This window comes from Ohtaekwangia koreensis, from assembly GCF_900167975.1.
GTDB lineage: Bacteria > Bacteroidota > Bacteroidia > Cytophagales > Cyclobacteriaceae > Ohtaekwangia > Ohtaekwangia koreensis.
The window spans coordinates 831863-855792 of the sequence record NZ_FUZU01000002.1 but is presented as its reverse complement, the minus strand read 5'-3'; the positions used below and the strand labels follow the sequence as shown (position 1 = coordinate 855792).

Sequence of the window (23930 nt, the reverse complement as noted above, 5' to 3'; positions counted from 1 at the left end):
TTTTAATTCACAGGAATCATGATGATACCGCTTGAACCTTTAGGAGTAACTTTTTCTTCTTCATCCTTATATGTTCTGCGAATTGCATCCTTGATATCAATCACAATACGATCACCCGGACGTGCCTGGCTAATCCAAGAACGTAAATCAGGATTTTCGTTTGTTGCATTTAAACGTTGCACACCTGCCGTACCACGGCCAAGGATAATTTCAGCACGTTTAATTCTATAACGAGCATCCTTCGGTACTTCTTCTTTGAAGTTTGCTTCTGGTTCAGCTACGATTCTCAAATTACCAAGCTGGTTAGCACGAACTCCACTTCTTAAATCAACAGGAGTGTTGCCAACGTACGCTATAAATTTAGGTTCAGGAACATTCTTAACTTCGAATAACTGATTTCCTATTGCAGCACCACCATTACTCACGGCAACAGTAATTTTTCTCTGCTTAGGGATAATCGTTACACGTCCTGGCTTGTCACCTTTTATTATTTCTGCTGCTCCGTTTGCAGAGAACGAAGGATTATAGTTTGTACCAAGAGCTGGTACTTCTATATTCACCACGTTACCACAGTTCATGTATAGAGTTGGAGCATTACCAGTTGTTACACGAATTACAGGCTGCGCTACGAGGAAATCGATATCCTTTTCATAAGGCTGTCCGTCAATCAAGATTTTCGCTTTGAAGGATTGCTTCGAGAAACCATCCTTATCATAGCTATTTGCACGAGCCACAAACTCTACCTTACCCATCTTTACTCCACCTTCATCGCTTATTGGCAGCTTGCTGCCGTTATAAAACATTTCAGGTGTTAAGCCAGAAGCCGATGCTGTAATAAACATATCTGCTTCATATTTCGCACCTGCAGCTACCACTGAAGATACAGGACGAACCATTGGAACAATCTTATCAAATTTCACTACACCTGCTCCAGCCTTTTTTGCAAGCTCATCTAATGCAAGCGCTTCATTTGCCAGAATCTCTGTCTGAATTTGAGTTACAGATGCATACGCAGCTACTGGAGGAGTGTTCTCAAATGTAAACGTTAAGAAGTCCTTGTTAGCGTGCTTTTCATTATTCTTAAAAGCATCCATGTCTTTCGGAGCCTTTGCTAATGTTGCAAATTTCCGTCCGCTCAACGCTTCAAGTTGCTTTGTGTATTCGTTCAACTTTTTCACGAACTCCGTACCAACGTTGGTAGTTTTGTCGATCATCAAAGTTGCAACTTTGGAACTATGGTCATTTATGAAGTTTTCATTTATGTCCGTAGCACCTGCTTCTTGCATCATTCTCTTTTTTACACCATCAACATACTTTACCATTCCGTCCGCGAGTTCGCGAACTTTTTTAGCATTGTTAACAGCTTCAACTATTTCGGGCTTGGAACTCTTCGAGCCATCGGCTACAATTTGTCCCAGCTGTGCAGCATTTTTTACGGCACTTTCCTTTATAAGCCCTTCCAGTGTGCCATTGATGATCGCGAATTTCTCAAGTACCGCGTTACTTACCTGAAGCGCGAGAAGCGCAGTAAGTACCAGGTACATCATACCGATCATCTTCTGCCTGGGGGTTTCTTTTCCACCTGCCATTGTTGGTTGTTTTAATTTTTAACGATAGAAACCTTCAAACATTATGCTTTTCCGCCACCTTTCATGGCAGTAAGCATACTACCATAAACTTGATTAAGGGCAGTCAGATTATCTGTAAGCTTACCAAGTTCGCTGGTGAATTTCGCTGTGTTATCACCTACTTTAGAAAGACCATTCATAGCACCGGTCAGACTTTCGTAGAACTTGTTCATATTCTTAACATGGCTATCCGCATCCTTCAGTTCCATTTCATAAACTGAGTTCAACGCTGCCAGGTTCTTTGTTACTTTTTGCACTTGTGAATGATACTCACCAGCATCTTTAGATGCTTCAGACATACTTGATACAGCTTTGATAGCAACATCATATGACTTATTCATCTCAAGCAATTGACCAGAAGCTTTCTTCACATTGTTAGCATAGTCATTTGTTGCTACTGCAGCATCTGAAAGATTAGACATCTTCTTTGCTGATTCAGCAAGATTGGTAAGTCCTTTACCAAGACTGTCAAGAAGTTCAGGTCCGATTTTAGCTTTTTCAAGCGATGCGTCAAGCTGTTGAGTTAACGATGCAGTTGGCTTATTTGAAACTCTTGTAGGAGTAGCAGGAGCTTCATAGTCTTCTGAAAGTTCTGGATATACTTTTGACCAATCTGGTTCTTGATGAGGCGGTTCAAAGGCACTTAAGAAGAAGATAACTGCTTCAGTTGTAAGTCCAATCATCAACATCTCGTCTGCACCTGTTAAGTGAAGGATTTTAAATAACGCACCGATAATTACAACTGCCGCACCAATACCATAAACTTTCGGCATTATGGTTTTGTAGAGAAGTTCGGTAAATCCGCCTTTTTTCTTGCTCATTTTAGTAATGGTTTAAGTTTTGCCTTTTGATATTTTTAAAGATAGATAGAGTTTTTTACTATTAAAATTCCTGACCTGATGAGCGACCTAGGTGAGTCATAGCACATCTGAAACCTATGTAAGCTCGGGTGGAATCTTTAAATTCATATGTACGTGTACCTGTTTCAAGATAGTATGCAACATCTTTCCACGATCCGCCACGCACTACTTTTTTAGGAGGAATCTTAGGGTTGTATTGAGATCCTTCAGGGTTAGTTCTTGGATCTATGTACTGAGGGTTCAAATCCCAAACCGTTGGTACGGATGCTGGGTTGAAATCATCGAGGCACCATTCAGAAACGTTACCTGCCATATCATACAAACCGAAATCGTTAGGGAAGTAAGCTTGCACTGGTGATGTATAGGCAAAGCCGTCATCATAGAAGTTACCGCGACCAGGTTTAAAGTTTGCAAGCATACAGCCTTTAGAGTTTCGTATATATGGATTACCCCACGGGTATTTTGCCATATCACGTCCTCCGCGTGCTGCATATTCCCACTCTGCCTCTGATGGCAGACGGAAAGATGGCATTTGGAAATCACCAACACTTTTTCTGTAATCATTCAGATATGCTGTTCTCCATTTCCCAAAGAACACAGCAGCATCCCAGTTTACACCAACCACTGGATAGTCATCGTATCCTGGGTGCCAGTAATAATAATCCTGAATAGGATCTCCCATATGGTGCGCAAAATCGCGAACCCAAGAGGCAGTATCAGGATAATACTTTTGGCGGAATGTTTCAGCATCTACCGTTTCAAAACCTTCAATGGTCCCGTTATCAACGAGAAAGAAGTTTGTGAACTGGCGATACTCGTTGTTGGTTATCTCAGTGTCATCCATGAAGAATGAACCGATTGTAACCTGCTTGTTGAAGTTGATCTGTGTAGATGCTGGGTCTTCATCTGCTTGACCCATGTGGAAAGTACCCGCTGGTATTGGAACCATCCCGTAAGGAATCGTCATTACCCAACCTTCGCGGCCTGGAACTCCTACCAGTTCGCCCTGGTCGTTACCACCACCTTTACCACCTCCTAGGCCCAGCAAGCCGCAAGCACTGGCCACTGCACCAGAAAGCACTAACACTACTTTTGAAAGAACCGATTTATTCATACTGCTATCTCAGTTTGTCTACGCTAAAAAATTTGAGGGACGAAAGTTAATTTTTATTCGCTTTATTTTTTGAAGAAAGTAAATACAAATTCCATAAATTCTTAAAAATACTAAAATCAAATGTCGCTTAGTGTCTATACCTAGGGGTCCGAACGACTTTTTTACCGCTGCCCGGATTCACTGGTAACTCATAACTCAACATGACTTCTAGCGAAAAATTTTCCTTGGCTTCTCGATCCTTTATAATAAAGTCAACAGCTGTTCCAAGCTTCAAAGATTTGTCCTTAAGTAAAGCATATCCTAGTAACAAACTTCCTGCTTCACCTTGTCTAAACGCTAACCCTCCCCACATCGTATCTTTCAAGTATGCTATACCAGCAAAATCCAGTTGAGTCTTATTTAAATCCGTTCGAGCGGCAACACTAAACTGTACACGTAAATCAAAACTTACTTCATAAAAATATCCACCTGTGAAATTAATATGATTCTCCAACGCACCGCGTACACTGTCAGCACCAAAATCAAATTGCGAATGAAGCAAGTGATTAAAGCCTACACCAGCATAGTATTTCTCTGCTCTGTAAAATATACCAAGACCTAAATCAGGACGTACTTGTGATTCTTTACCTGTTACAATTAAAGGATCTCCTTCATCTATATAACGATAGTATTGTCCGTTAACTGATTGGGAATATATACCCGCTTTTATACCAATACTTAATTTAGTCTCTTTTATACCGAGATGATAAGCATACATGGCCTGCGCTTCCAGATTGTTTTGCGGGCCCAGTTTGTCATTCATAACATAAGCACCGAATCCGCTTCGTAAGCGATACACAGGAGTATTGAAACTTATCATCTGTGTTGTCGGAGCTCCACCATCACCGAAGCTTGATTGGTATCCCAACCATTGACTCCTGTGAATTGCTGTCAGGCGAGTTACACCATCGACACCAGCATAAGCAGGTGTCATGTACAGGTTGTTAAACATGTACTGAGTAAACAAGGCATCTTGCTGAGCGAAAACACCTGATCCAGTCAGTGCAAACAGGAGGGTATAAAAAGTCTTTTTCAGCATTGAGGTTAAAAAGTAGATTTAAAGTAAATGCTTTTTTACGACACTATCAACAAATGTAATTAAAGTGTAATAAAATATGTCACTTTGTAATATTCAATGAATGAAGCAGTTATTTACTCAAGTCAGTGCAGTAAGCTCCCGAAATTCAAGTTCATTAAGATAAACAATTGAAGGCGTGAGTACTAACTATTTCAGTCCAATTAAATTCTCTACTTTATGCCATTAGCCTTCTTAATATAGAGCTCAAGAGCTCCAGTCATAGAAGGTGCATTGGGAAGTGGCGCCTCAATATCCAACAGGAGGCCAGCATCACGAACAGCTTTGGCTGTTGTAGGACCAAACGCTGCGATGCGCGTGTTATTTTGTTTAAACTCTGGGAAGTTAACAAACAGTGAGTTGATCCCTGACGGACTAAAAAATGCAAGTATGTCGTAGAATACTTCTTTGAGGTCAGAAAGATCAGCAGCAACGGTATGATAAATAATTCCCTCTGTATAGTTGTATCCTCCGTCTCTCAGAAAATCAGGGATATCGTTTTTACGGATGTCGGAACAAGGGAAAAGATACTTTTCGTTTTTATGTTTCTTGAGAATCTCTAAAAGATCCTGCGCAGTTTTTAATCCGGTAAAAATCTTCCGCTTACGGATTACAATATACTTCTGAAGGTAGTTAGAGGTTTGTTCTGAAATACAGAAATACTTCATCTCTGGAGGCATCTCGAGCTTCAACTCCTGGCAGATATGAAAAAAATGATCAACCGCGTTACGGCTTGTAAAAATTATAGCAGTGTGATTGAGGATATCAATCTTTTGTTTGCGGAACTCCTTTACTGGCACTGGCTCTACCTGAATGAACGGACGGAAGTCTATCTTCAGATTAAATTTTTCAGCAAGCTTTAAGTATGGAGAGTTAGCATCTGCCGGAGCCTCTTGGGTTACCAGAATGCTTTTTACTTTACGCATTCTGTCAGTAGCAATTTCACTCATATCAACACGTGGACGAATTCAGGCTAATTGTACAATACCTTAAGTGTAATCAGAAAGGGTATCAATTCTGTCGCACAAATGTACGAAAATAAATGAAACATAGATCGTCCCATTTTACTACTTAATTTCAAAGCGATTAAGATCATCCAGCCTACCAACACCCATGATAAAAGCTGAAGTAATACAGAGAAGAATTTTATTTGCTGACCATGCATTATAAAATAGATGGACAACACAATTGTTAAGGCTCCGAAAAAAATCAAGACTACACGCATCCAATTAAAAAAATGCACTCCAGCCAGTTCGTTGGCGCCAAACATTGCTGTAAGACCATATACTAAAATGATCTTTATAAAAAACGCAGTCAACACAATTCCGCTCAACTTCAACCATTGAAGCATGGCCATTCCAAAACTTTCCGATTGAAATAAGAATGCGATAGGATGATGCTCAGGAACAAAATGAAAAATTATAATCAGGTAATACGCCAGCATCAAACTGCAAAAAATATAAAAAAGTATATTCGTACTGCTGGTTATGCGCGAGTATACCTGTGAATCTTCGGATTCACGTAGAGAGAATATTTTAGTAATAGAGAAATAATCTGACGCTAGCTTTGGATTGAGTCTTACAATGGTGATCAACATGATTATCAATATCATAAAACTTACAACGGCAAAGTCACGAAAGGATGTGGAGCGATGAACTAATGCTTCATTGGATTTTACAGGAGGTGATGTTGATTTAATTTCTGTAACGAGTGTCTTTGTTATTGCATCTTCTTTGTGGATGGCGAATGTAATGGCCGTGGATGAAAATACTTTTCCAATGCTATCAATCTTCAATGTGATTTGCTTCGTATTCGCGACAAACTTACCATTCACAAAGAGGCTAAACGGACCGGTATCTCTAATGACTAATACGTCTTGTCCAAATTCCGCTACATTCAACAAAAAGTAAACTGACGAAATACTTCCTTGTGCCTCATTGAATGAAACATACTTATTGTCCTGAAAAACTTTCCACTCTGTCTTCAAATCCTTTTTCACAATAAGATCAGCCGCATAACATGTAAACATGTTCGCGATCAACAATCCAATGAGAACGATATATCGGTTTACCTTCATAGATAACAAAGATTCAAAAATATCAGAATTGGTCTGATATCGGAAATGCTGGTAAGTTTACATTGATTTATGGCAGGAATTTATTTACATATTCCATTTTGTAAACAGGCTTGTTACTACTGCGATTTTCATTTTTCAACAAGTCTTGAAACAAAAAACGAATTGGTGAAAGCTATTTCACGTGAACTGATCCTTCAAAAAGATTATGTGAAAGGAGAAACGATCAATACGATTTACTTTGGAGGAGGCACTCCTTCTCTCCTTTCGGAAGAAGAATTAAAAATGTTGTTTGATACGATTTATAAAAATTATATTGTCAACCCTGCAGCTGAAATTACGCTTGAAGCGAATCCAGACGATCTTAGTATTCTTAATCTTAAACAATTTTACAGTGCAGGAGTAAATCGCTTAAGTATAGGAATTCAATCTTTTGATGACAATGTGCTACGATTTCTAAATCGGGTCCATGATAGTATAGCCGCTAAATCTTGCGTGAATGAAGCTCGATCAATAGGATTTAAGAATATTAGCATCGATTTGATATATGCCATTCCCGGGCAAGACGATATAGCCTGGAAAAATAATATTAAACAAGCATTGGACCTTTCTCCGGAACACATCTCCTCTTACTCACTTACCATTGAAGACAAAACTGTTTTCGGGAGATGGGCAGCTACCGGAAAGTTAAAAATCACTGAAGATGAAATTGCTGCAACGCAATTGGAGATTTTAACAGAGCAGCTCGAAGCAGCGGGCTTTGAACAATACGAAATATCAAATTTCTCACAACAAGGTTTTGAATCAAAACACAACAGCAGTTACTGGAAGCAAGAGAAATATTTAGGGGTTGGGCCTAGCGCACACTCCTACAATGAGCACAGCAGACAGTATAACATCAATAACAATGCTGCCTATACTCGAAGCCTGCAACAAAATATTATTCCGTTTACATTGGAGACGCTCGCAGTGGAAGATAAAATCAATGATTATTTACTCACCACGTTGCGTACACATTGGGGAACCGATCTAAAAAAAATGAAAGCGCTTTACGGATATGACTTGTTGGCCGATCACCAGCAATACATCGAATCGTTGTGTTCGCAAAAACTTGCTACCCTCGAAAATGATACACTCCTATTGACAAAGCGTGGAAAACTGCTCGCTGATAAAATTGCTTCCGATTTATTCGTGCTGAAGTAGACGATTGCTTTTTAGCTCATGGAAGTTTTGTATTTTTCGAGATTGCTCCGACCCAAAAATGAAATCCTCTGAAGAAAAGAAAGTATTCATGCTTTTAAAGTCTGTGATCTTCCACTACCACGGACTTGATGAAGAAGAAAAAAATGACCTTGATAAAACTGCTGATGAACTGCAGGCGCACGCTGAATACAAGTGGGCATTGGATTTTATAGCGCAGGATTATGTTACGGCATTCGACCGTGCACGCGATTACCTGAATGAAATCATTGGCGATTATCCCAAAGAGCAACGCATCGAATTAATCAACATGGTATGGCAAGCCAATAACCTGAAAGGCTATGTTACCGAAATGGAAGCTACCGCGATGCTTAAACTCGCCAAAGACTGGAACGTACAGAAGGAATTGATCGAACTGGTACTAGCATAGTGTTGCTATAATTCTCTGGCCGTCAATCAGTACCTATATATCGCCTATGAGACCTTACATATACTATATATCAAAGGCTCATCATATCTTTAAATTTTGCGGCCTGCCTGCGGCTTACCTCCACTTTATCGCCACCACGAAGCTTTACCATCAGACCTCCGTTGAACCAGGGCTCAATGCCTTCAACCCAACTTAAATTAACGATATGTTTACGACTTGCACGAAAGAAAGCACGCTCATCTAATTTCTCATCCAATGCATTTAATGACTTATGAATCATCGGACGGTTTGCATCAAAATATACTTTGATATAATTACCGTCTGATTCAAACAAGCGTACATTCGAAAGACTTACAAACCAACAACGATCGCCATCTTTTACAAATACCTGATCGTTAAGTCCAAGCTTTTTCTCCGGTCCGCGGATCGCCGCTACCTTTGCCCTTTCCTTCTCAGCTAATTTCGATACAGTCTCAGATAAACGTTCCGGCTGTATAGGTTTCAGCAGGTAATCAAGTGCGTTTACCTCAAAAGCCTTCAATGCAAATTCATCGTATGCCGTTGTGAACACAACTAATGGAACACCATCCAGTTCCTCCAACAATTGGAATCCTGTTTTACCTGGCATCTGAATATCCAGAAATAATAAATCCGGATTCAAATCATTTACCAGTTGCATAGCTTCTTCAGCGTTTGCAGCTTCCCCAACTACTTCTATCATCGGGTGGTCTTCCAGTAACTTCATTAATTCTTTCCGAGCGAGGCGCTCATCATCCACGATTAATGCTCTCATAAGTAATATGTTGAGGAATTATAATTTCAGTAAGTACAAAATTATCGTTTTCGTTTACAATACGGAAAGACGCTTCATCTCCGTAAATAAGTTTTAATCGCTGCGTAGTATTTTTTAATCCAAGCCCTGTAGTACTTCGTTTCGCACCGTTTATTAAATGTCCTGTGTTACGAATATGGATCTTCATCCGGTCGTTGTCAACATATGTTTTTACCTGAACCATGCCGCCCTTCGTAAGCCTAGAAATTCCATGCTTGATCCCGTTCTCCACCAACGTCTGAATCATTAATGGTGGCACAAGGAAACCATAGGATGCCGGATGTATATCAAACTCCGTTTTAAGTCGCTCTTCAAAACGAATGCTTTCAAGACCGAGGTAATCTTTTACAATGCGCAATTCATCGTCAAATTTTGTCAAGCCTTTCTTATCAGAGGCCAGACTATTTCTTAAAATATTTGCGAGTTGATTGATGGCCTGCTTCGACTTCGCAGGATTTTCATCTACCAGTGCGCGGATACTATTGAGTGCATTAAATATAAAATGTGGGTTGAGCTGCGACTTTAAGTTATTCAATTCAATCTCGATCATTGAAGCTTCATACTTCAATGATTTATTATACTGATCGAAGTAGTGATAAGTAAAATAGAAAAGAGACCAGAGAAAAAATATGATAGTATAGAAGAATGATTGGCCCAGTATCTGCGAAGGATCGAATGCAACAATCGGATCGAACAGTCGTCCCAGGATCAGGTTTACCGGTATGCGCAAAAAGTATACAATGATGCCCATAACAAAGATAGCCATCAATACCGTTGGAATTAATTTCCGCATAGGGAAGTAAAGCCACTTCCAGCGAATGAGGAAGACGCGGAAAAAATGCGTTACCATTAAGCAGAGGGCAGCTTCTACCAGCAGAAAAATGATACGCCTGGGAGTAACGCCTCCTCCGGACGCCAGGAAGCTGGATACGATTTGGATGAAGGCATATAGCAGCCATCCGCCAATCTGCAAGCTCCAATATAATCTATACTTATTAACCATTCTATCTGCTTCTCAAAAGTACAGAAATCGAAGCCTTCTGATCCAGGATTTATGTGGATGGCAGAAGTATCTTACAAGAATTTAAACTGAAGCACGTACAGGAATACCAGGGCCGTAACGATCATTAATGACCAGGTTATGATCACGAGTGTTTTTTTATAGGCAATAAGTTTAGGCTCTGATGCCAGCATATTGAAAACGAATGAGAGCCCCGCAAGTAAATACAGAGACGCTTCCAGATAGTCGCGCCTATATATGTGATAAAGACCTACCGCAAAAAAAATTGCTCCGAAAAGATATTGCCGTGTGCTTGCGTTCATAGTGTGACAATCAGATTACTGATCGCTATAGTGTTTATATAAATATTTTGTCCTAGTTGAGCTCTGCTTTCAAAAACTTTCCGGTATAACTTGAGGTGCTTTTAGCAACTTCTTCCGGAGTTCCCTTGGCAATAATCTTTCCTCCTTTAGCACCACCTTCAGGACCTAAGTCTACTATATAATCAGACGCTTTGATTACATCGAGATTATGCTCAATTACCAAAACTGTATTGCCTTTATCTACAAGCTTCTGCAATACGTCCAACAAATGCGCTATGTCCTGGAAGTGTAGCCCTGTCGTTGGTTCGTCAAGAATATAAAACGTTTTACCTGTATCGCGTTTCGAAAGTTCGGTAGCCAGCTTAACACGTTGAGCTTCTCCACCGGAAAGCGTTGTTGCATGTTGGCCAAGTGAAATATACCCTAAACCAACTTCGCTCAGTGTTTGTATTTTCCTTAAGATCTTCGGTTGATTTTCAAAGAATGCTACAGCTTCTTCAACCGTCATATCAAGTACATCGCTAATCGATTTTCCTTTGAAACGCACTTCCAATGTTTCGCGGTTATAGCGCTTGCCTTTGCAGGTTTCACAAGGTACATGTACATCGGGAAGGAATTCCATTTCAATTAAACGAAGTCCGGCACCTTCACACGTTTCACAGCGTCCTCCCTTTACGTTAAAAGAGAAGCGACCTGTTTTATAGCCCCTTATTTTTGCTTCCGGCATCTGTGCAAACAGATCACGTATATCACTGAACACTCCGGTATAGGTTGCCGGATTAGAACGAGGCGTTCTTCCAATTGGAGATTGATCCACCTCAATTACTTTATCAACATGTTCAAGTCCTTCGAATTTTTCGTGTTGTAATGGTTCCGTTCTTGAGTTATAAAAATACTGATTGAGTATAGGGAATAGTGTCTCGTGAATCAGCGTTGACTTTCCACTACCTGAAACCCCCGTTATACACGTAAGCGTACCCAGTGGAATTTCCAGTGTTATATTCTTGAGATTGTTTCCGGATGCTCCCGCTAAAACGATTTTCTCACCGGAACCTTTTCTTCTTTCTTTGAGGTAAGGGATTGAAATCTTACCGCTCAAAAATTTAGCGGTAGTACTGTTGTTCGCTATAAATGTTTTGGGGTCACCAGCTCCCACCACATGACCACCATGACGACCGGCACCGGGCCCTATATCTAAAATATAGTCACACTCCAGCATCATATCTTTATCATGCTCTACTACAACAACGCTGTTTCCTATATCTCTCAAATCTTTGAGTGCCTTGATAAGCTTTACGTTATCACGGGCATGCAGTCCAATACTGGGCTCATCCAGTATATATAGCACTCCCACGAGCTGCGTTCCGATTTGTGTTGCCAGCCTGATGCGCTGCGATTCACCTCCACTTAATGTTCTGATCGGCCTGTTCAGATTCAAGTAATCCAAACCAACATCGAGTAAGAATCCGATACGCTTGCGTATCTCTTTCAATACTTCTGTAGCAATAACGCGTTGTTTATCGTTCAATCTTTTCTCTAAGCCTTCAAACCATTTTTGGAGCGCCTGTACATCTAGTATAGCCAACTCTGCTATATTCTTATTATCAATTTTAAAATGAAGTGACTCTTTCTTTAGTCGTGCACCATCACACTCCGGACATTTTTTTACAATGGTGAAATCCTCCACCCATTTCTTGATCGCTTCAGAGCCTTCATCGCGTTGCTTCTCCAAAAAATTAATGATTCCTTCAAACCGCGTGTTCCATTCCGTACCCGGATATTTTACCGATGCTACTGCTACAGGTTCATCATCGCCATACAATAAAACTTTCAACGCTTCTTTAGGAAATTCTTTGATGGGTGTACTCAACGTAAGTTTATACCGCTTGAGAATTACTTCTATCTTTTTGAAAATCCAAATGTCGCGGTACTCTCCCAAGGGAAGGAAACCTCCACGACTGATACTTAATTTTTTGTCTGGTATAATTGACTCTTCCGTGATCTCTTCAATTTGTCCGAGGCCATTGCACGTTGGGCAAGCACCATACGGAGAGTTGAAAGAAAACATATTTGGTGCAGGCTCATCGTACGATAAACCTGTTTTAGGATCCATCAGGAATTTAGAAAAGTGATGAACCTTTCCGTTCTCCTCCATCACCATAATAATTCCTTTACCTTCCTTCAGCGATTTAGTAATGGACTGCCCTATACGATGGCGATCTTTCGGATCTACTACAATGCGATCAATCACCACTTCTATATCGTGAATTTTATACCGATCGAGTTGCATCTTCGCAGTAATGTCTTGCAACTCACCGTCTACACGCACTTTGGTATAACCAGATTTTCTGATCTGCTGAAACAATTCACGGTAATGACCTTTACGTCCTTTTACAATGGGAGCCAACAGAATAAGTTTCTTATTCTTGAAGTTCTGAAGTATAGCATCGAGTATTTGTTCTTCGGACTGGCGCACCATCTTCTCGCCTGACAAGTAGGAGAAAGCTTCGCCTGCACGAGCATATAGCAGGCGCATGAAATCATAGATCTCGGTTACGGTTCCTACTGTTGATCGCGGATTGCGTGACGTTGTTTTTTGTTCGATAGAAATCACCGGACTCAATCCATTGATCTTGTCTACGTCAGGTCGCTCAAGATTGCCGAGAAAGCTTCGCGCATATGCCGAGAAACTTTCCATATACCTTCGTTGCCCTTCCGCATAAATGGTATCAAACGCGAGCGATGATTTACCGCTACCGCTGATGCCTGTAATTACTACGAGTTTGTTTCGGGGAAACTCAACATTGATGTTTTTGAGATTATGCTCACGCGCCCCGATTACTTCAATATTCTCATGACCTGTCTGGTCAATAACTTTCTTGTCTGCTGATGCTTTCGCCATGATGAAACTTTGCAATAAGAGGAATACAAAAATGCTTCACTGAATGTTTCCGGCAAAATGAAAAAAGACCTGTAACATCTCATTTCTCTTGCTTGTCTGTCGTTCATGAAACTTATCGATACGCTAAAAAAGCTTTTATTCTTTAAGCTTACGGTAATTTACGCGCGTTACCTTATTGGGTTTGCTTTTGTTTTCGCTTCGATTGTCAAGATTAAAAGTATGCGATTTACTAGCATTCCACCAACGGAACCCGTTGGTTATTTTTTTGAAGCGATGTATCAGACAGGTTTTTACTGGAATTTTCTGGGCTGGGGTCAGTTTATTGCCGGAGCATTACTAATGACACAGCGTTTTGCAACGGTTGGGGCAATGGTATTCTTTCCGATTATTTTGAATGTATTCGTCATTACACACTCCATTAATTTTGGAATGGGAACCCCAGTCATTACAACGCTCATGCTACTGGCAACAATTTTTCTGATCATCTGGGATTATAAAAAATGGATGATCCTGTTAAAACATGATCACCAAATTAAGCTTGATCTCAGGACTGAACCTGAAGATACATTCATGACAGACCCGCTTTGGACTATAACAGGAATTATCTTTATAGTACTTACGATCATGCCTTGGATTTTTAACGATCACTCCTTTTCCATGATCTGCATCGTGATGATGCTTGTAGTAGGAATCAGTACACTAATCATCAAACTTCGAAAAGATGGACTGCTTCTGCGAAAAAGTAAAGTATACTAAGGCATCTCTTTGCCTTGCACGATCTTTAGCATTTCAAACCAATCCTGTACATCAAGATTAATATCTATAGCGTGTGCACTTTCTGCAATACGTTCTGGTTTCGTTGTACCAATCACAGGGAAAATTCCGGCCGGATGTTTCAAAAGCCATGCTAATGCCATCTGTGTTTCTGTAGCTGTATACTTCGATGCCTTTGAAAAAACTGCAGCATGGTCAGCTATAAGTTTACCTCCGCCCAAAGGCGACCAAGCCATAGGAGCCACACGATGCTTCATGAGTATATCTAATGATCCATCAAATAATGGAGCATGACTAGCCAATGATATTTCAATCTGATTCGTTACGAGCGGGAATGATATATAGCTTTGTAACATTTCAAACTGAGCCGGTGTAAAATTGGAAACACCAAAGTGAAGTACTTTACCACTTTGCTTCAACAAGCCGAAGGCCTCTGCAACTTCTTCAGGGTTTAGTAAAGGATCAGGCCGATGAATTAATAACAAATCGATCCGATCGGTCGCAAGCGTCTTTAAGGAATTCTCTACTGACCAAAATATATGTTCACGCGATGTATCATAGTGCTTCACCCAGCTGGAGGGTCGGTGAGCCGATGGAAATTTTATACCGCATTTCGTTACTAACTCCATCTTCTGACGAAGAGACGGATTTCTGCGAAGTATATTTCCGAAGATCACTTCATTGCTGTGATCACCGTAAATGTCAGCATGATCAAACGTTGTGATGCCTTGTTCGAGAGAAGCATCTATCAATTGATTTACGGCCGCTTCAGGTAAATTCCATCGCCATGCTCCTGCTATAATGCGTGAAAACACAGGACCCTGTGCATGAAGTTTTCTTCGTTCCATAGAATGACAATATCAAATATACTGTCAACCTAAGCCGAACATTTTTAAATAACAATAAGAAAGTAGGATTACGGAGAACTTATTATTTTCTGGTTCCGTAGAAAAGCGTGATGAAGAGTGTTGGGAACACTGAGTAATTTTTAGCAGCGGGCATCAAGTCGATTTTTTTGGTATAGGCGTCCAGAAGAAAGCCAGCTTCAAATCCCGTTACCTGGCTTTTGGTTGTTCCTAACTCAAAGTTTATAGCAGCTTTTAAGTTTGCTCCTGGTACCAATTTAGAGTCTCCTATACCTTCGAATAATCTTCCTGTACCGAGTATATCTTCAGCAGCCATTCCTTCTTGATATTGTACAGATCTTGAAACAAGATCGTTGCTGCGGGCATACTCAACATAGTATGGAGCAACAATACCCAGTGTAGGGCCAACTGCTAATATACCTTTGATTTCTACACCCTGTTGAGGAGCTTTTTTGAAAAGAATCCGATCGCGACCATATTGAAGGCGGAACGCGTATAAATAATTACTTTTTCCGTAGATAAAGAAGTTGCCGGTATTAATGGAATTGGTACGAACCTCTTGTGGGTGTTTTACATTCATGATCTCCAAACCGAAAGTCTCCAACGTACGATCATTAAGCTTTCTGGCTTTTTTGAAAACCAATCCACCGATCAGACCACCGGCCGTGTTCTTATTTATACCCCACGTAAATTCAGATTGATAATCATAGCTGTCCTGTGTCTGCGCATCAACACGTGACGCTAACGTTATAGCTAAGAATGATAGAATTAAAACCTTTACAGACCGCATCCTCACAAGAATCTTTACAATAAATTTAGAATTTTAAATACCTAACGCAAATACTATCCTGAAGTTATTCACAGGATTTTTGTCCGCTCGATTTATTTTAAGAATTCGGCCATCGGGAAGAGTTTTAAACTTAGAAACCCCCTGAATCTTTTACACAAACGAAGGTTTAGTTCTTAAGCTCTTCGCGAATCTGGTGGTAATCTATTCCTAAATGTGAACGATCGTAAATAGCTTTACCATCGGATATAATCAGCAATTGAGGGGATTCATGCTCAATATCGAATTGCTCTGCAATCTGATTTGATACTTCCCGATAGGAAATAAGATCCAGAAAGTATGCTTTAACATGACCAAGTTCTTCTGGCTTCCAATTACGCTCCAACCTGTCTAGCACCATACGACTGGTGGAGCAGCGTGTGCTATGCTTAAAAATTACAACAGGTTTTTCTTTTGATTCTTCCCGGATCTGCTCGAGTTGACTCACGGTGTTTAGTTCATTCCAGTTCATAAGCTTCCTCATTCATACCACAGTCCTTTCTCACCTTTATCATAACGAGGCTTATGGCCTTTATCCTTCAGGTGATCTGGTTGTGTTTCTTCTTTCTTAAATAAACGCGCCCACCATAGCTTAAAGTTCGTGAGCAGATCACGTTCTCCATCAACATTATTTTTATTGATCTTCACAAACTTCGCATCGGGATGTAACGAGCGATTTTTCTCGAAGAATCTGAATTTTTGCATTTTGATGTTACCCTGATAATCTGTAGCGCGCGCGAACGCTTTTCCGGGTTCACGGACTTTTCTTGCGTCTTCTGCACTACTTGGATTGCGGATATAGTCCCACGTACGGCGAACACCCCGAGCATACTGACTTGCTTTGGTTGTCTCTTTTGTAGGCGTCAACCCAGGCAATGCATCTTCGGGAGCATTTTTCTTTTTGTCATGCGGGCGTTGTTTTACTCTGATCTGCAATTCGCCTACCGCATACGTTGCGCTCTTTGGTCGCTTTTTCTTTATAGCCTCTTCGTTGGCTTTCGGATTCTTAATATAGTCTTTCCAGAAACGTGGACGTTTAATATGCCCTGTAAATTCTTCACCTTGATCTGAGAATCCGGGATATAGTTGGAACATCTTTATCTTTCCAGGATAGCCACCTACTTTACGAGCAGATGCTGGTGGGGTCTTCGTCTGAATTGCAGCCTCTTTATTATTCCATAATTTACCACTCACACTTCCTCCACCCTTTTGAGGTCTGCCCACTTTTATGTTGCCGGAGAAATTGCGCATACCCATAGATTTCGCACCCGGTATTCTTACAGGTATAGCGGTCTCTTTATTATTCCATATTTTTCCGCTCACACTTCCTCCGCCCTTCAATGGTCGTTGGCGTTTAATGTTGCCGGAGAATTGTCCAATACCCATCGACCTCGCACCTGGAGGACGTGTAGGTATAGCAGTTTGTTTATTGTTCCAAAGTTTTCCGCTCACACTTCCTCCGCCCTTTAAAGGTCGTTGACGTTTAATATTGCCGGAAAATGCTCCGATGCCCATCGATCTTGCACCGGGAGGACGTGTAGGTATAGCAGACTGTTTGTTATTCCATAATCTACCGCTCACACTTCCTCCTCCTGCAGAAGATCTGCGGCCTCTTAATTTCAATTGATACCGGCCCATTTGGCTTGCTCGTATACCCGGAGACTTGGGTGGAAGCTTTCCTAATATACCTGATGAACCGGTGGCTGAGCGCGTACCACGATGCAAAGAAGGTGTGCCCTCTACTCGTTTTTTACTGGTATAATTTCTTCCCCGAATTCTTCTTCCGGTAATATCACCTGTCCATGCTTTAGGTTTTGTGCGTGTAGCCGAACGGTAGCTTCCTGCTGCCGGGCCTCGGTAAGGTCTTTCGCCAACACGCTTTCTTCCGGCATAAGGTTTAAATCCCGGAGAACTTATACCGGGCCGTGGCGTTTCATAATTCTTTGTTCGCAGTCTTCGTCCTGATATATCTCCTTTATAAGCTCTTTCCTGTTTGCGCTTCGGGCGCGGGAAGCTTGCATATATATTTGTGCTTCTTCGTGCGATGTACGAACGTGAAGCCGAGCGTGGAACTACTTTTCTTTTTCTTCTGGGAGGTGTGCCGTCTGCGCTGCCTTGCAATCTATTTAGACGAGCCAGTGTAGAGCGGTTGGAAACTGCGCGTTGTTTTGTCTGCGGAGTTCGTGAAGGGTTATGTACATACTTCCAGCGTTGAGAGTATACATTCTTCGTACTGCCAGTTCTGCTTCGTGTTTGAACAGGTGAACCAGAAGCCGAGCCACGCCATGCACGTTGTCTTTCACTTGGCCTGCTATTCGCGTAGCGTCCACTTTGTGGGTATACATTTCTGCCACTTCCAGCACTATCCTTACCTTTTGTTCGAATGCGTCTTCCGGTTATATCACCTCGCCACGCTCTTTGTTTATTGCTTGGCTTAGACTCTGTCCGTGGGAAATTCGCTATTGATTTACCTGGCTTAGATTCTTTTCGGGCCGTACTTGCCCGTGATGATCTTCTGGGTTTTGAACGACCGTAGCTGGGAGCTTTCGATCTCTGATTTTTCTTTTTAAAAAGCTTAAATCTGTTTTCCCGCTTGGTGCCTCCACCCGATGATTGAGGTCTGTCACCTTTTGTATTTTGTGCTAAAGCAGGAAGCGCCAGGAAAAAAAGAATTATAGCAAGACCTAACGACTTCGCGATCGTTGAAAAACTCATTATGCTATTGTAGGTTCTTGCGTTCAAAAAATGGAAAAGAAACAGGCTAAGATAATTAAAAATTACGTTCTGCCTTTCAGAACGTATGATAAAGCGTTTTATTGAATTTTATGAAGGTCAAAATAATGACCTTATCAGTATTTCAGCAATTCTTCAATTTTATTTTTCAATCTGATCTTAGGCAAGAAGTTCTGCTCCAACGTAGGCGCGAACGGAATCGCTGTATCGAGACTGGCTTCTCTCATTACCGGGGCATCGAGGTGTTGAAAACAATGCTCACTGATCCACGCGGCAATCTCGGCACCCACACCGCCAGTAAGTGTATCTTCATGCAGCACAAGTACGCGGTTTGTCTTCTTCACCGTTTCCAGCACGGCATCTTTATCCCACGGCAATAATGTTCGCAGGTCAACTATATCTGCTTTTACATCCGGAAGTGTATCCATAATTTCTGTGGCCCAATGTACACCCATGCCATAGGTAATGATGGATAGAGATTCGCCTTCACGAATAAGTTTTGCTTTACCGATCTCGATGGTATAATAATCGTCCGGTATAAAATCTTTCAACGTTCGGTACAAGAGTTTATGCTCGAAGTACATTACTGGATTCGGATCTTCGAGTGCAGCACATAGCAGTCCTTTCGCGTCATACGGATTCGATGGATATACAATCTTCAATCCTGGTGTATGAAAGAACCAGGCTTCATTACTTTGAGAATGAAAAGGACCAGCAGCAGTACCCGCACCTGTGGGCATACGTACCACTACATCTGCCGACTGTCCCCAGCGCCAGTGTGTTTTCGCCAGGTTATTTACGATCTGATTAAAACCTTCGGTAACAAAATCTGCGAACTGCATTTCCACCATCGCCTTCATGGCCTTCACAGATAAACCCAACGCTGTACCCACTATAGCAGCTTCACACAAGGGTGTATTTCTTACTCTGCCTTTTCCAAATTTCTCAACGAACCCTTCCGTTATTTTAAATACACCACCATACTCTGCTATATCTTGTCCCATCAACACCAGGTTGTCGAAGCGCTCCATACTTTGTCGTAAGCCATCGCTGATCGCGTCTATGAAACGCTTCTCTGATTTTTTATCTGTAGATGGTTGAATGATAGTCTGCGTGAACGGTGTATATACATCGTTTAGTTCGCGTTCTGTATCAGGCTGGGGATGTGTCTCCTGAAAAGCAACCTCCAGGCCTTCTTCAATTTCTTTTTTAAACTTCTTCCGCGTTTGTTCTATATATATAGCATCGATAACACCTTGCTCTACCAGGTATTTCTCAAAGTTCTCTACAGGATCTTTCTTTGCCCAGGTGTCCATTAATTCTTTCGGGACATACTTTGTACCGGAGGCCTCTTCATGACCACGCATTCTGAAGGTTATACACTCCAATAGTATCGGGCGAGGGTTTTCGCGAAGTTTATCTGCTATCGATAATATTGTATCATATACTTCAAGCACATTGTTACCATCTACCTGTATACCTTCTATACCATAGCCAATCGCTTTGTCAATGAAATTCTTGCAACGGAATTGTTCGCTACTGGGTGTTGACAATCCATACCCGTTATTTTCAACAACAAAAATTACGGGCAGATCCCACACGGCCGCCACGTTGATAGCTTCATGAAAATCGCCCTGGCTTGTTCCGCCATCACCATTAAACACAACGGTTACTTTCTTCTCACCTTTTAATTTAGTAGCCAGCGCAATACCATCGGCCACACCGTTTTGTGGACCCAAGTGTGAGATCATACCAACAATGTGATGTTCGTTGGTACCGAAGTGAAACGAGCGGTCTCTCCCTTTGGTAAAGCCCGCCATCGTGCCTTGCCATTGTGCAAAAAGTTTTTCGAATGGTATATCGCGACCGGTAAATACACCCAGGTTACGGTGCATCGGCAAAATATACTCTTCCGGATGAAGTGCCTGTGTAATTCCCACCGATATTGCTTCCTGCCCTATACCACTAAACCACTTACTGATTTTATTTTGTCGAAGCAGAATAAGCATCTTCTCCTCAATCATTCTCGGAAACAATAAAGACTCGTATAACTTTTTGAGGATGTCGTCTGTGTAGTTCTTTCGGATAAACTTCATACGGGCATTTAATATCGGGCAAAGTTAAGCGAGTTTTTCACTTTCGTGAGATTCCATAAATTCTTAATACATAATCACTTTCGCTGTCCAAAAACTCTATTATCTTTATCGTTCATCTGTGAGGTAATGAGGTATTGTTTGTTGATTATCGGTTGCTTGCTCACCAGCATTTTACAAGGGCAGGAGTATCGTTTTCAACAATATCGTGTAGAAGATGGATTACCCAGTGATGTAATCAAAGCTGTTGCCCAGGACTCCTTAGGGTTTTTCTGGATAGCAACCGATGATGGTCTTGTGAAGTATGACGGCATCCAATTTCATACCTATAAATCTGCCTTTCTCAGTCAGTATACCAAAGGATTACTAAACACACACGATGGCCGCCTGCTTGCCATTGGCGACCTTGATGTAATTGAGATTCAGAATCTGATTGATACCGTTTTTTTTAAGTCATTGATTAAAGGCGCGCGTACACCTACCGATACAACCATCTGGTATGCAAAGTCAATTTATGAAGATAAGGATGGATTGATCTGGGTTGGTGAACCTCAATCCGTAGTAGCATACAGCGGACAATCTTTTAATCGTTATGATTTTGGTACGGCAAATCGTTCGCCTGTATTTGTGCGTTCTTTTAATTTCTTCGAAGATGATTCGGGCAACTTGTATACAACTTCGTACCAGGGAAAAGTATATCGCTACGACCGGGCTACACGCAGCTTTCTTCAATTGAAGCTATCTCTTCCATACGGGATTAGTCACGTACTTTTTGAAAGAGGTCGATTATGGATTGCTGCTTTAGACGGACTATATAAAGCGACTCTGGAATCGGGCCAGATACTGGAAGTTAAAAGAGAGTCACCCATTGCAAAAGCATCACACCTGATCCTCGCTCCTGATTCAAGTTTATGGATCAGTACGTATGGCCAGGATCTATACCATTGGCATCCCGATAGTGCACTGAATCAGATGGAGGCTCTTCTCTTCAATTTCAATGGCATCAACAGTTCATATATGAGCAAAGAAGGAGACATCTGGGTTTCTACAGATAAAGGACTTGTAATGGCGCAGAAGAAACAATTCATTTTGCCCGACCTCAACTCCGAGTCTCATTTCATTGAAGACATTGTTCATGACGCTGAAAAAAATATAACGTACTACTGCTTCAAAGAATCGCTTATCGAACTCAGAGAGACGCGACAAAGTGCATCCTGGGAAAGACGTGAAATATATAGCGACAACAATAGTTACTTTCAGTCATTACAATTTGGCAAACAGGGTTTGTGGGCAAGCTCTGCCTTTGATGTATTCCTGTTTCAGGGTGGTGCGTTGAAACGCCAGTGGAATTTTTCGAAGGATGGAAATTTCGTTCATGACTTGTTTCTTGATTCGCGTCAATATGTATGGCTCAGCCAGGCGAGAAGTCAAACGTTAAAAGTAATCACCGATGAATTTGCGTTGAAGTATTATAAAGTGCCACTCGGCAAACAAAGCGAAGTAAATGTTGTGCGTGAAGGACCACGCGGTATATATGTAGGTTCCAACGGTGAAAGCAGTTACTTATTTTTAAAAGAGAATGAGTCTGAAGAGTTTAAAAACGTAAGCCTTCCCATTGATTTCAAAACTGTTTCGGATCTTAACATTCGCGACATTGCCGTTCATAACGATGTGTTATGGATAGCTTCTACGGAAGGATTGCTCCGCTATGATCATGAAACTATAAAACGCATTGACCTTGGAGAGTCGCTCTCTTTTGTTTCCGTGAGTTCTGTTGAAGTGATGGATGACCGAAATATACTCTTCGCGAATTCATTCGGCTTGGTACGCTACGATGTTGTTACCGGTGAGTACTGGCTATACGATGAAAATGCCGGGCTTCCCTCCAACACGATCACGGTTCGCGGTGTACATATCGATCATGAAAAACGCATTTGGGTGGGCACTTCATTTGGTGTGGCGCTGTCTGTTAAATCCATCCTCGGAAATACGCCAACACTAAAACCTTATTGTGTCGGTGCTCAGGTAAATGGAGATCGTAAGCAATATGTGAAAGGCCTTGATGCTCCCTATGGCTCATTCATTAATCTGCAATTCTCACCTATAACATTTCCGGAAAACAAGATCACACTGCAATACCGTATCGATGACGAAACTATATGGCATACACTGGAGTCCAATGAACTAAGTCTCTCGGATCTTTCCTTTGGAAAACATATACTATATGTGCGGGCGCGAAAAAATATAGGACTCGGATGGAGTGAACCCTCAGAATTTATTATCGCTATAGGCAAGCCTTACTGGCTTGGCAACAATTTTATTTTCGGTGCCGTTCTCGCAGCATTGTTAATCGCCTGGATTACCTTCTTTATCAGCTCTCACTTCATGAGAAAACGAAGAATGTATTTGCAGCAGTTGGTTACCGAGCGCACACACGATCTGCAAAAAGCAAATGAAGAATTAACACAACGAAATTCTGAACTGGATCGCTTTGTATATAGTGCGTCTCATGATCTGAGTGCACCTTTAAAATCCATCCTCGGACTCATCATGGTGGCGCGGCTTGACGCATCGCTTGAAAGCCATGAGACATATTTATCGATGATGGAAAACAGTGTGCGGAAGCTGGAAGAGTTCATTGAAGAAGTGGTGAGCTACTCGCGAAACTCACGCATGCCTATTAAGCTTGAACGCTTCAACTTTAAAAGTTTTGTGCAGAATATTTTACACGATCATCAATACGCACCAAGCTATAACAAGATCTTGTTTATGATCGATGACAGCACTACGCGCGACATGGTATCGGATGTAACACGTTTAAAAATTATACTCAACAATCTTATCTCCAATGCTATTAAATTTTATTGGCCAGGCGCAGATCGTAAACCTTTTGTAAGTATAGCATTAACATGTTCGTCTACACACTATTGTATTACCATAGAAGATAACGGAATCGGGATAGAAGAAGAACACCTTGCCCATATTTTTGACATGTTCTACCGCGCCAGCGAAGACGCACAGGGTTCAGGACTTGGCTTGTATATTTTAAAAGAATCGGTAACCAAGCTGGGTGGTTTTGTAGAAGCAACGTCCAGGGTACGGGAAGGAACCACCTTTATCATTTCACTTCCCATTCAAACTGTAGAAGAATAGTGCCCCAA

19 protein-coding genes are annotated in these 23930 nt (G+C 41.4%); 4 read left to right on the top strand and 15 right to left on the bottom strand.

The annotated features are described in order from the left end of the window. Positions 1 to 2: 2 nt before the first annotated feature. From porM to B5Y40_RS16615, 6 genes are all read right to left on the bottom strand, one after another. Complete coding sequence (porM, locus tag B5Y40_RS16640) at positions 3 to 1589, bottom strand: type IX secretion system motor protein PorM/GldM (RefSeq protein ID WP_079687910.1); 1587 nt, start codon at positions 1587 to 1589, stop codon at positions 3 to 5. Between the two features lie 41 nt (positions 1590 to 1630). Then, complete coding sequence (gene porL / locus B5Y40_RS16635; RefSeq protein WP_079687909.1) at positions 1631 to 2449, bottom strand: type IX secretion system motor protein PorL/GldL; 819 nt, start codon at positions 2447 to 2449, stop codon at positions 1631 to 1633. 61 nt (positions 2450 to 2510) lie between these two features. After that, positions 2511 to 3602, bottom strand: a complete 1092-nt coding sequence (gene porK / locus B5Y40_RS16630; protein ID WP_079687908.1) for a T9SS ring complex lipoprotein PorK/GldK — start codon at positions 3600 to 3602, stop codon at positions 2511 to 2513. A 127-nt stretch (positions 3603 to 3729) separates the two neighbouring features. Next, a complete protein-coding gene (locus B5Y40_RS16625; RefSeq protein WP_079687907.1) occupies positions 3730 to 4680 on the bottom strand; it encodes a PorP/SprF family type IX secretion system membrane protein in 951 nt (316 codons plus the stop codon). Positions 4681 to 4889: 209 nt separating this feature from the next. Continuing rightward, the gene (locus tag B5Y40_RS16620; RefSeq protein WP_079687906.1) at positions 4890 to 5666 is read right to left on the bottom strand and encodes a uroporphyrinogen-III synthase; all 777 of its coding nucleotides are present in this window, start codon (positions 5664 to 5666) and stop codon (positions 4890 to 4892) included. Positions 5667 to 5689: 23 nt separating this feature from the next. Further along, positions 5690 to 6793 carry a DUF4271 domain-containing protein gene (locus B5Y40_RS16615; protein ID WP_079687905.1) on the bottom strand — a complete coding sequence of 368 codons (1104 nt, stop codon included), beginning with the start codon at positions 6791 to 6793 and terminating at the stop codon, positions 5690 to 5692. Positions 6794 to 6862: 69 nt separating this feature from the next. On the opposite strand from B5Y40_RS16615, the gene hemW reads away from it, so the two are divergent. Both hemW and B5Y40_RS16605 read left to right on the top strand, forming a co-directional pair. Further along, the gene (gene hemW, locus B5Y40_RS16610; RefSeq protein ID WP_079687904.1) at positions 6863 to 7993 is read left to right on the top strand and encodes a radical SAM family heme chaperone HemW; all 1131 of its coding nucleotides are present in this window, start codon (positions 6863 to 6865) and stop codon (positions 7991 to 7993) included. Between the two features lie 58 nt (positions 7994 to 8051). Further along, positions 8052 to 8420: a hypothetical protein gene (locus tag B5Y40_RS16605; protein ID WP_079687903.1), complete on the top strand. Its 369-nt coding sequence runs from the start codon at positions 8052 to 8054 to the stop codon at positions 8418 to 8420. 70 nt (positions 8421 to 8490) lie between these two features. Here the strand turns inward: B5Y40_RS16605 and B5Y40_RS16600 are convergent, their stop codons facing one another. From B5Y40_RS16600 to uvrA, 4 genes are all read right to left on the bottom strand, one after another. Beyond that, complete coding sequence (locus B5Y40_RS16600; protein ID WP_079687902.1) at positions 8491 to 9213, bottom strand: LytR/AlgR family response regulator transcription factor; 723 nt, start codon at positions 9211 to 9213, stop codon at positions 8491 to 8493. Continuing rightward, on the bottom strand, positions 9191 to 10255 hold the full coding sequence (locus B5Y40_RS16595; RefSeq protein WP_185145735.1) for a sensor histidine kinase: 1065 nt from the start codon (positions 10253 to 10255) through the stop codon (positions 9191 to 9193). Before B5Y40_RS16595 ends, B5Y40_RS16600 begins: the two co-directional genes overlap by 23 nt. Positions 10256 to 10326: 71 nt before the next feature. Then, positions 10327 to 10575: a hypothetical protein gene (locus tag B5Y40_RS16590; protein ID WP_079687901.1), complete on the bottom strand. Its 249-nt coding sequence runs from the start codon at positions 10573 to 10575 to the stop codon at positions 10327 to 10329. 52 nt (positions 10576 to 10627) lie between these two features. Continuing rightward, the gene (gene uvrA / locus B5Y40_RS16585; protein WP_079687900.1) at positions 10628 to 13477 is read right to left on the bottom strand and encodes an excinuclease ABC subunit UvrA; all 2850 of its coding nucleotides are present in this window, start codon (positions 13475 to 13477) and stop codon (positions 10628 to 10630) included. A 219-nt stretch (positions 13478 to 13696) separates the two neighbouring features. Here uvrA and B5Y40_RS16580 point away from each other — a divergent pair, with 219 nt between their 5' ends. Next, positions 13697 to 14233 (top strand): hypothetical protein, encoded by a 537-nt coding sequence (locus tag B5Y40_RS16580; protein ID WP_143785797.1) that lies wholly within the window; start codon positions 13697 to 13699, stop codon positions 14231 to 14233. Here B5Y40_RS16580 and B5Y40_RS16575 read toward each other — a convergent pair. From B5Y40_RS16575 to B5Y40_RS16555, 5 genes are all read right to left on the bottom strand, one after another. Next, complete coding sequence (locus B5Y40_RS16575; RefSeq protein WP_079687898.1) at positions 14230 to 15099, bottom strand: aldo/keto reductase; 870 nt, start codon at positions 15097 to 15099, stop codon at positions 14230 to 14232. The genes B5Y40_RS16580 and B5Y40_RS16575 overlap by 4 nt on opposite strands. 82 nt (positions 15100 to 15181) lie before the next feature. Further along, a complete protein-coding gene (locus B5Y40_RS16570; protein ID WP_245840595.1) occupies positions 15182 to 15907 on the bottom strand; it encodes a hypothetical protein in 726 nt (241 codons plus the stop codon). Positions 15908 to 16073: 166 nt separating this feature from the next. Next, positions 16074 to 16415, bottom strand: a complete 342-nt coding sequence (gene ytxJ / locus B5Y40_RS16565) for a bacillithiol system redox-active protein YtxJ (RefSeq protein WP_079688469.1) — start codon at positions 16413 to 16415, stop codon at positions 16074 to 16076. An 8-nt stretch (positions 16416 to 16423) separates the two neighbouring features. Continuing rightward, the gene (locus B5Y40_RS16560) at positions 16424 to 18658 is read right to left on the bottom strand and encodes a hypothetical protein (protein WP_079687897.1); all 2235 of its coding nucleotides are present in this window, start codon (positions 18656 to 18658) and stop codon (positions 16424 to 16426) included. A 134-nt stretch (positions 18659 to 18792) separates the two neighbouring features. Further along, positions 18793 to 20772: an alpha-ketoacid dehydrogenase subunit alpha/beta gene (locus B5Y40_RS16555; RefSeq protein WP_079687896.1), complete on the bottom strand. Its 1980-nt coding sequence runs from the start codon at positions 20770 to 20772 to the stop codon at positions 18793 to 18795. Between the two features lie 126 nt (positions 20773 to 20898). On the opposite strand from B5Y40_RS16555, the gene B5Y40_RS16550 reads away from it, so the two are divergent. Beyond that, positions 20899 to 23922: a sensor histidine kinase gene (locus B5Y40_RS16550; protein WP_079687895.1), complete on the top strand. Its 3024-nt coding sequence runs from the start codon at positions 20899 to 20901 to the stop codon at positions 23920 to 23922. The last annotated feature ends 8 nt before the right edge of the window (positions 23923 to 23930 follow it).

Coding starts and splice junctions, on each gene's coding strand:
- hemW (WP_079687904.1), top strand. CDS start 6,863: ATGGCAGGAATTTATTTACATATTCCATTTTGTAAACAGGCTTGTTAC.
- B5Y40_RS16575 (WP_079687898.1), bottom strand. CDS start 15,099: ATGGAACGAAGAAAACTTCATGCACAGGGTCCTGTGTTTTCACGCATT.
- B5Y40_RS16590 (WP_079687901.1), bottom strand. CDS start 10,575: ATGAACGCAAGCACACGGCAATATCTTTTCGGAGCAATTTTTTTTGCG.
- B5Y40_RS16615 (WP_079687905.1), bottom strand. CDS start 6,793: ATGAAGGTAAACCGATATATCGTTCTCATTGGATTGTTGATCGCGAAC.
- B5Y40_RS16625 (WP_079687907.1), bottom strand. CDS start 4,680: ATGCTGAAAAAGACTTTTTATACCCTCCTGTTTGCACTGACTGGATCA.
- B5Y40_RS16600 (WP_079687902.1), bottom strand. CDS start 9,213: ATGAGAGCATTAATCGTGGATGATGAGCGCCTCGCTCGGAAAGAATTA.
- B5Y40_RS16570 (WP_245840595.1), bottom strand. CDS start 15,907: ATGCGGTCTGTAAAGGTTTTAATTCTATCATTCTTAGCTATAACGTTA.
- porM (WP_079687910.1), bottom strand. CDS start 1,589: ATGGCAGGTGGAAAAGAAACCCCCAGGCAGAAGATGATCGGTATGATG.
- B5Y40_RS16620 (WP_079687906.1), bottom strand. CDS start 5,666: ATGAGTGAAATTGCTACTGACAGAATGCGTAAAGTAAAAAGCATTCTG.
- B5Y40_RS16550 (WP_079687895.1), top strand. CDS start 20,899: ATGAGGTATTGTTTGTTGATTATCGGTTGCTTGCTCACCAGCATTTTA.
- uvrA (WP_079687900.1), bottom strand. CDS start 13,477: ATGGCGAAAGCATCAGCAGACAAGAAAGTTATTGACCAGACAGGTCAT.
- ytxJ (WP_079688469.1), bottom strand. CDS start 16,415: ATGAACTGGAATGAACTAAACACCGTGAGTCAACTCGAGCAGATCCGG.
- porK (WP_079687908.1), bottom strand. CDS start 3,602: ATGAATAAATCGGTTCTTTCAAAAGTAGTGTTAGTGCTTTCTGGTGCA.
- B5Y40_RS16605 (WP_079687903.1), top strand. CDS start 8,052: ATGAAATCCTCTGAAGAAAAGAAAGTATTCATGCTTTTAAAGTCTGTG.
- B5Y40_RS16580 (WP_143785797.1), top strand. CDS start 13,697: ATGCGATTTACTAGCATTCCACCAACGGAACCCGTTGGTTATTTTTTT.
- B5Y40_RS16560 (WP_079687897.1), bottom strand. CDS start 18,658: ATGAGTTTTTCAACGATCGCGAAGTCGTTAGGTCTTGCTATAATTCTT.
- porL (WP_079687909.1), bottom strand. CDS start 2,449: ATGAGCAAGAAAAAAGGCGGATTTACCGAACTTCTCTACAAAACCATA.
- B5Y40_RS16555 (WP_079687896.1), bottom strand. CDS start 20,772: ATGAAGTTTATCCGAAAGAACTACACAGACGACATCCTCAAAAAGTTA.
- B5Y40_RS16595 (WP_185145735.1), bottom strand. CDS start 10,255: ATGGTTAATAAGTATAGATTATATTGGAGCTTGCAGATTGGCGGATGG.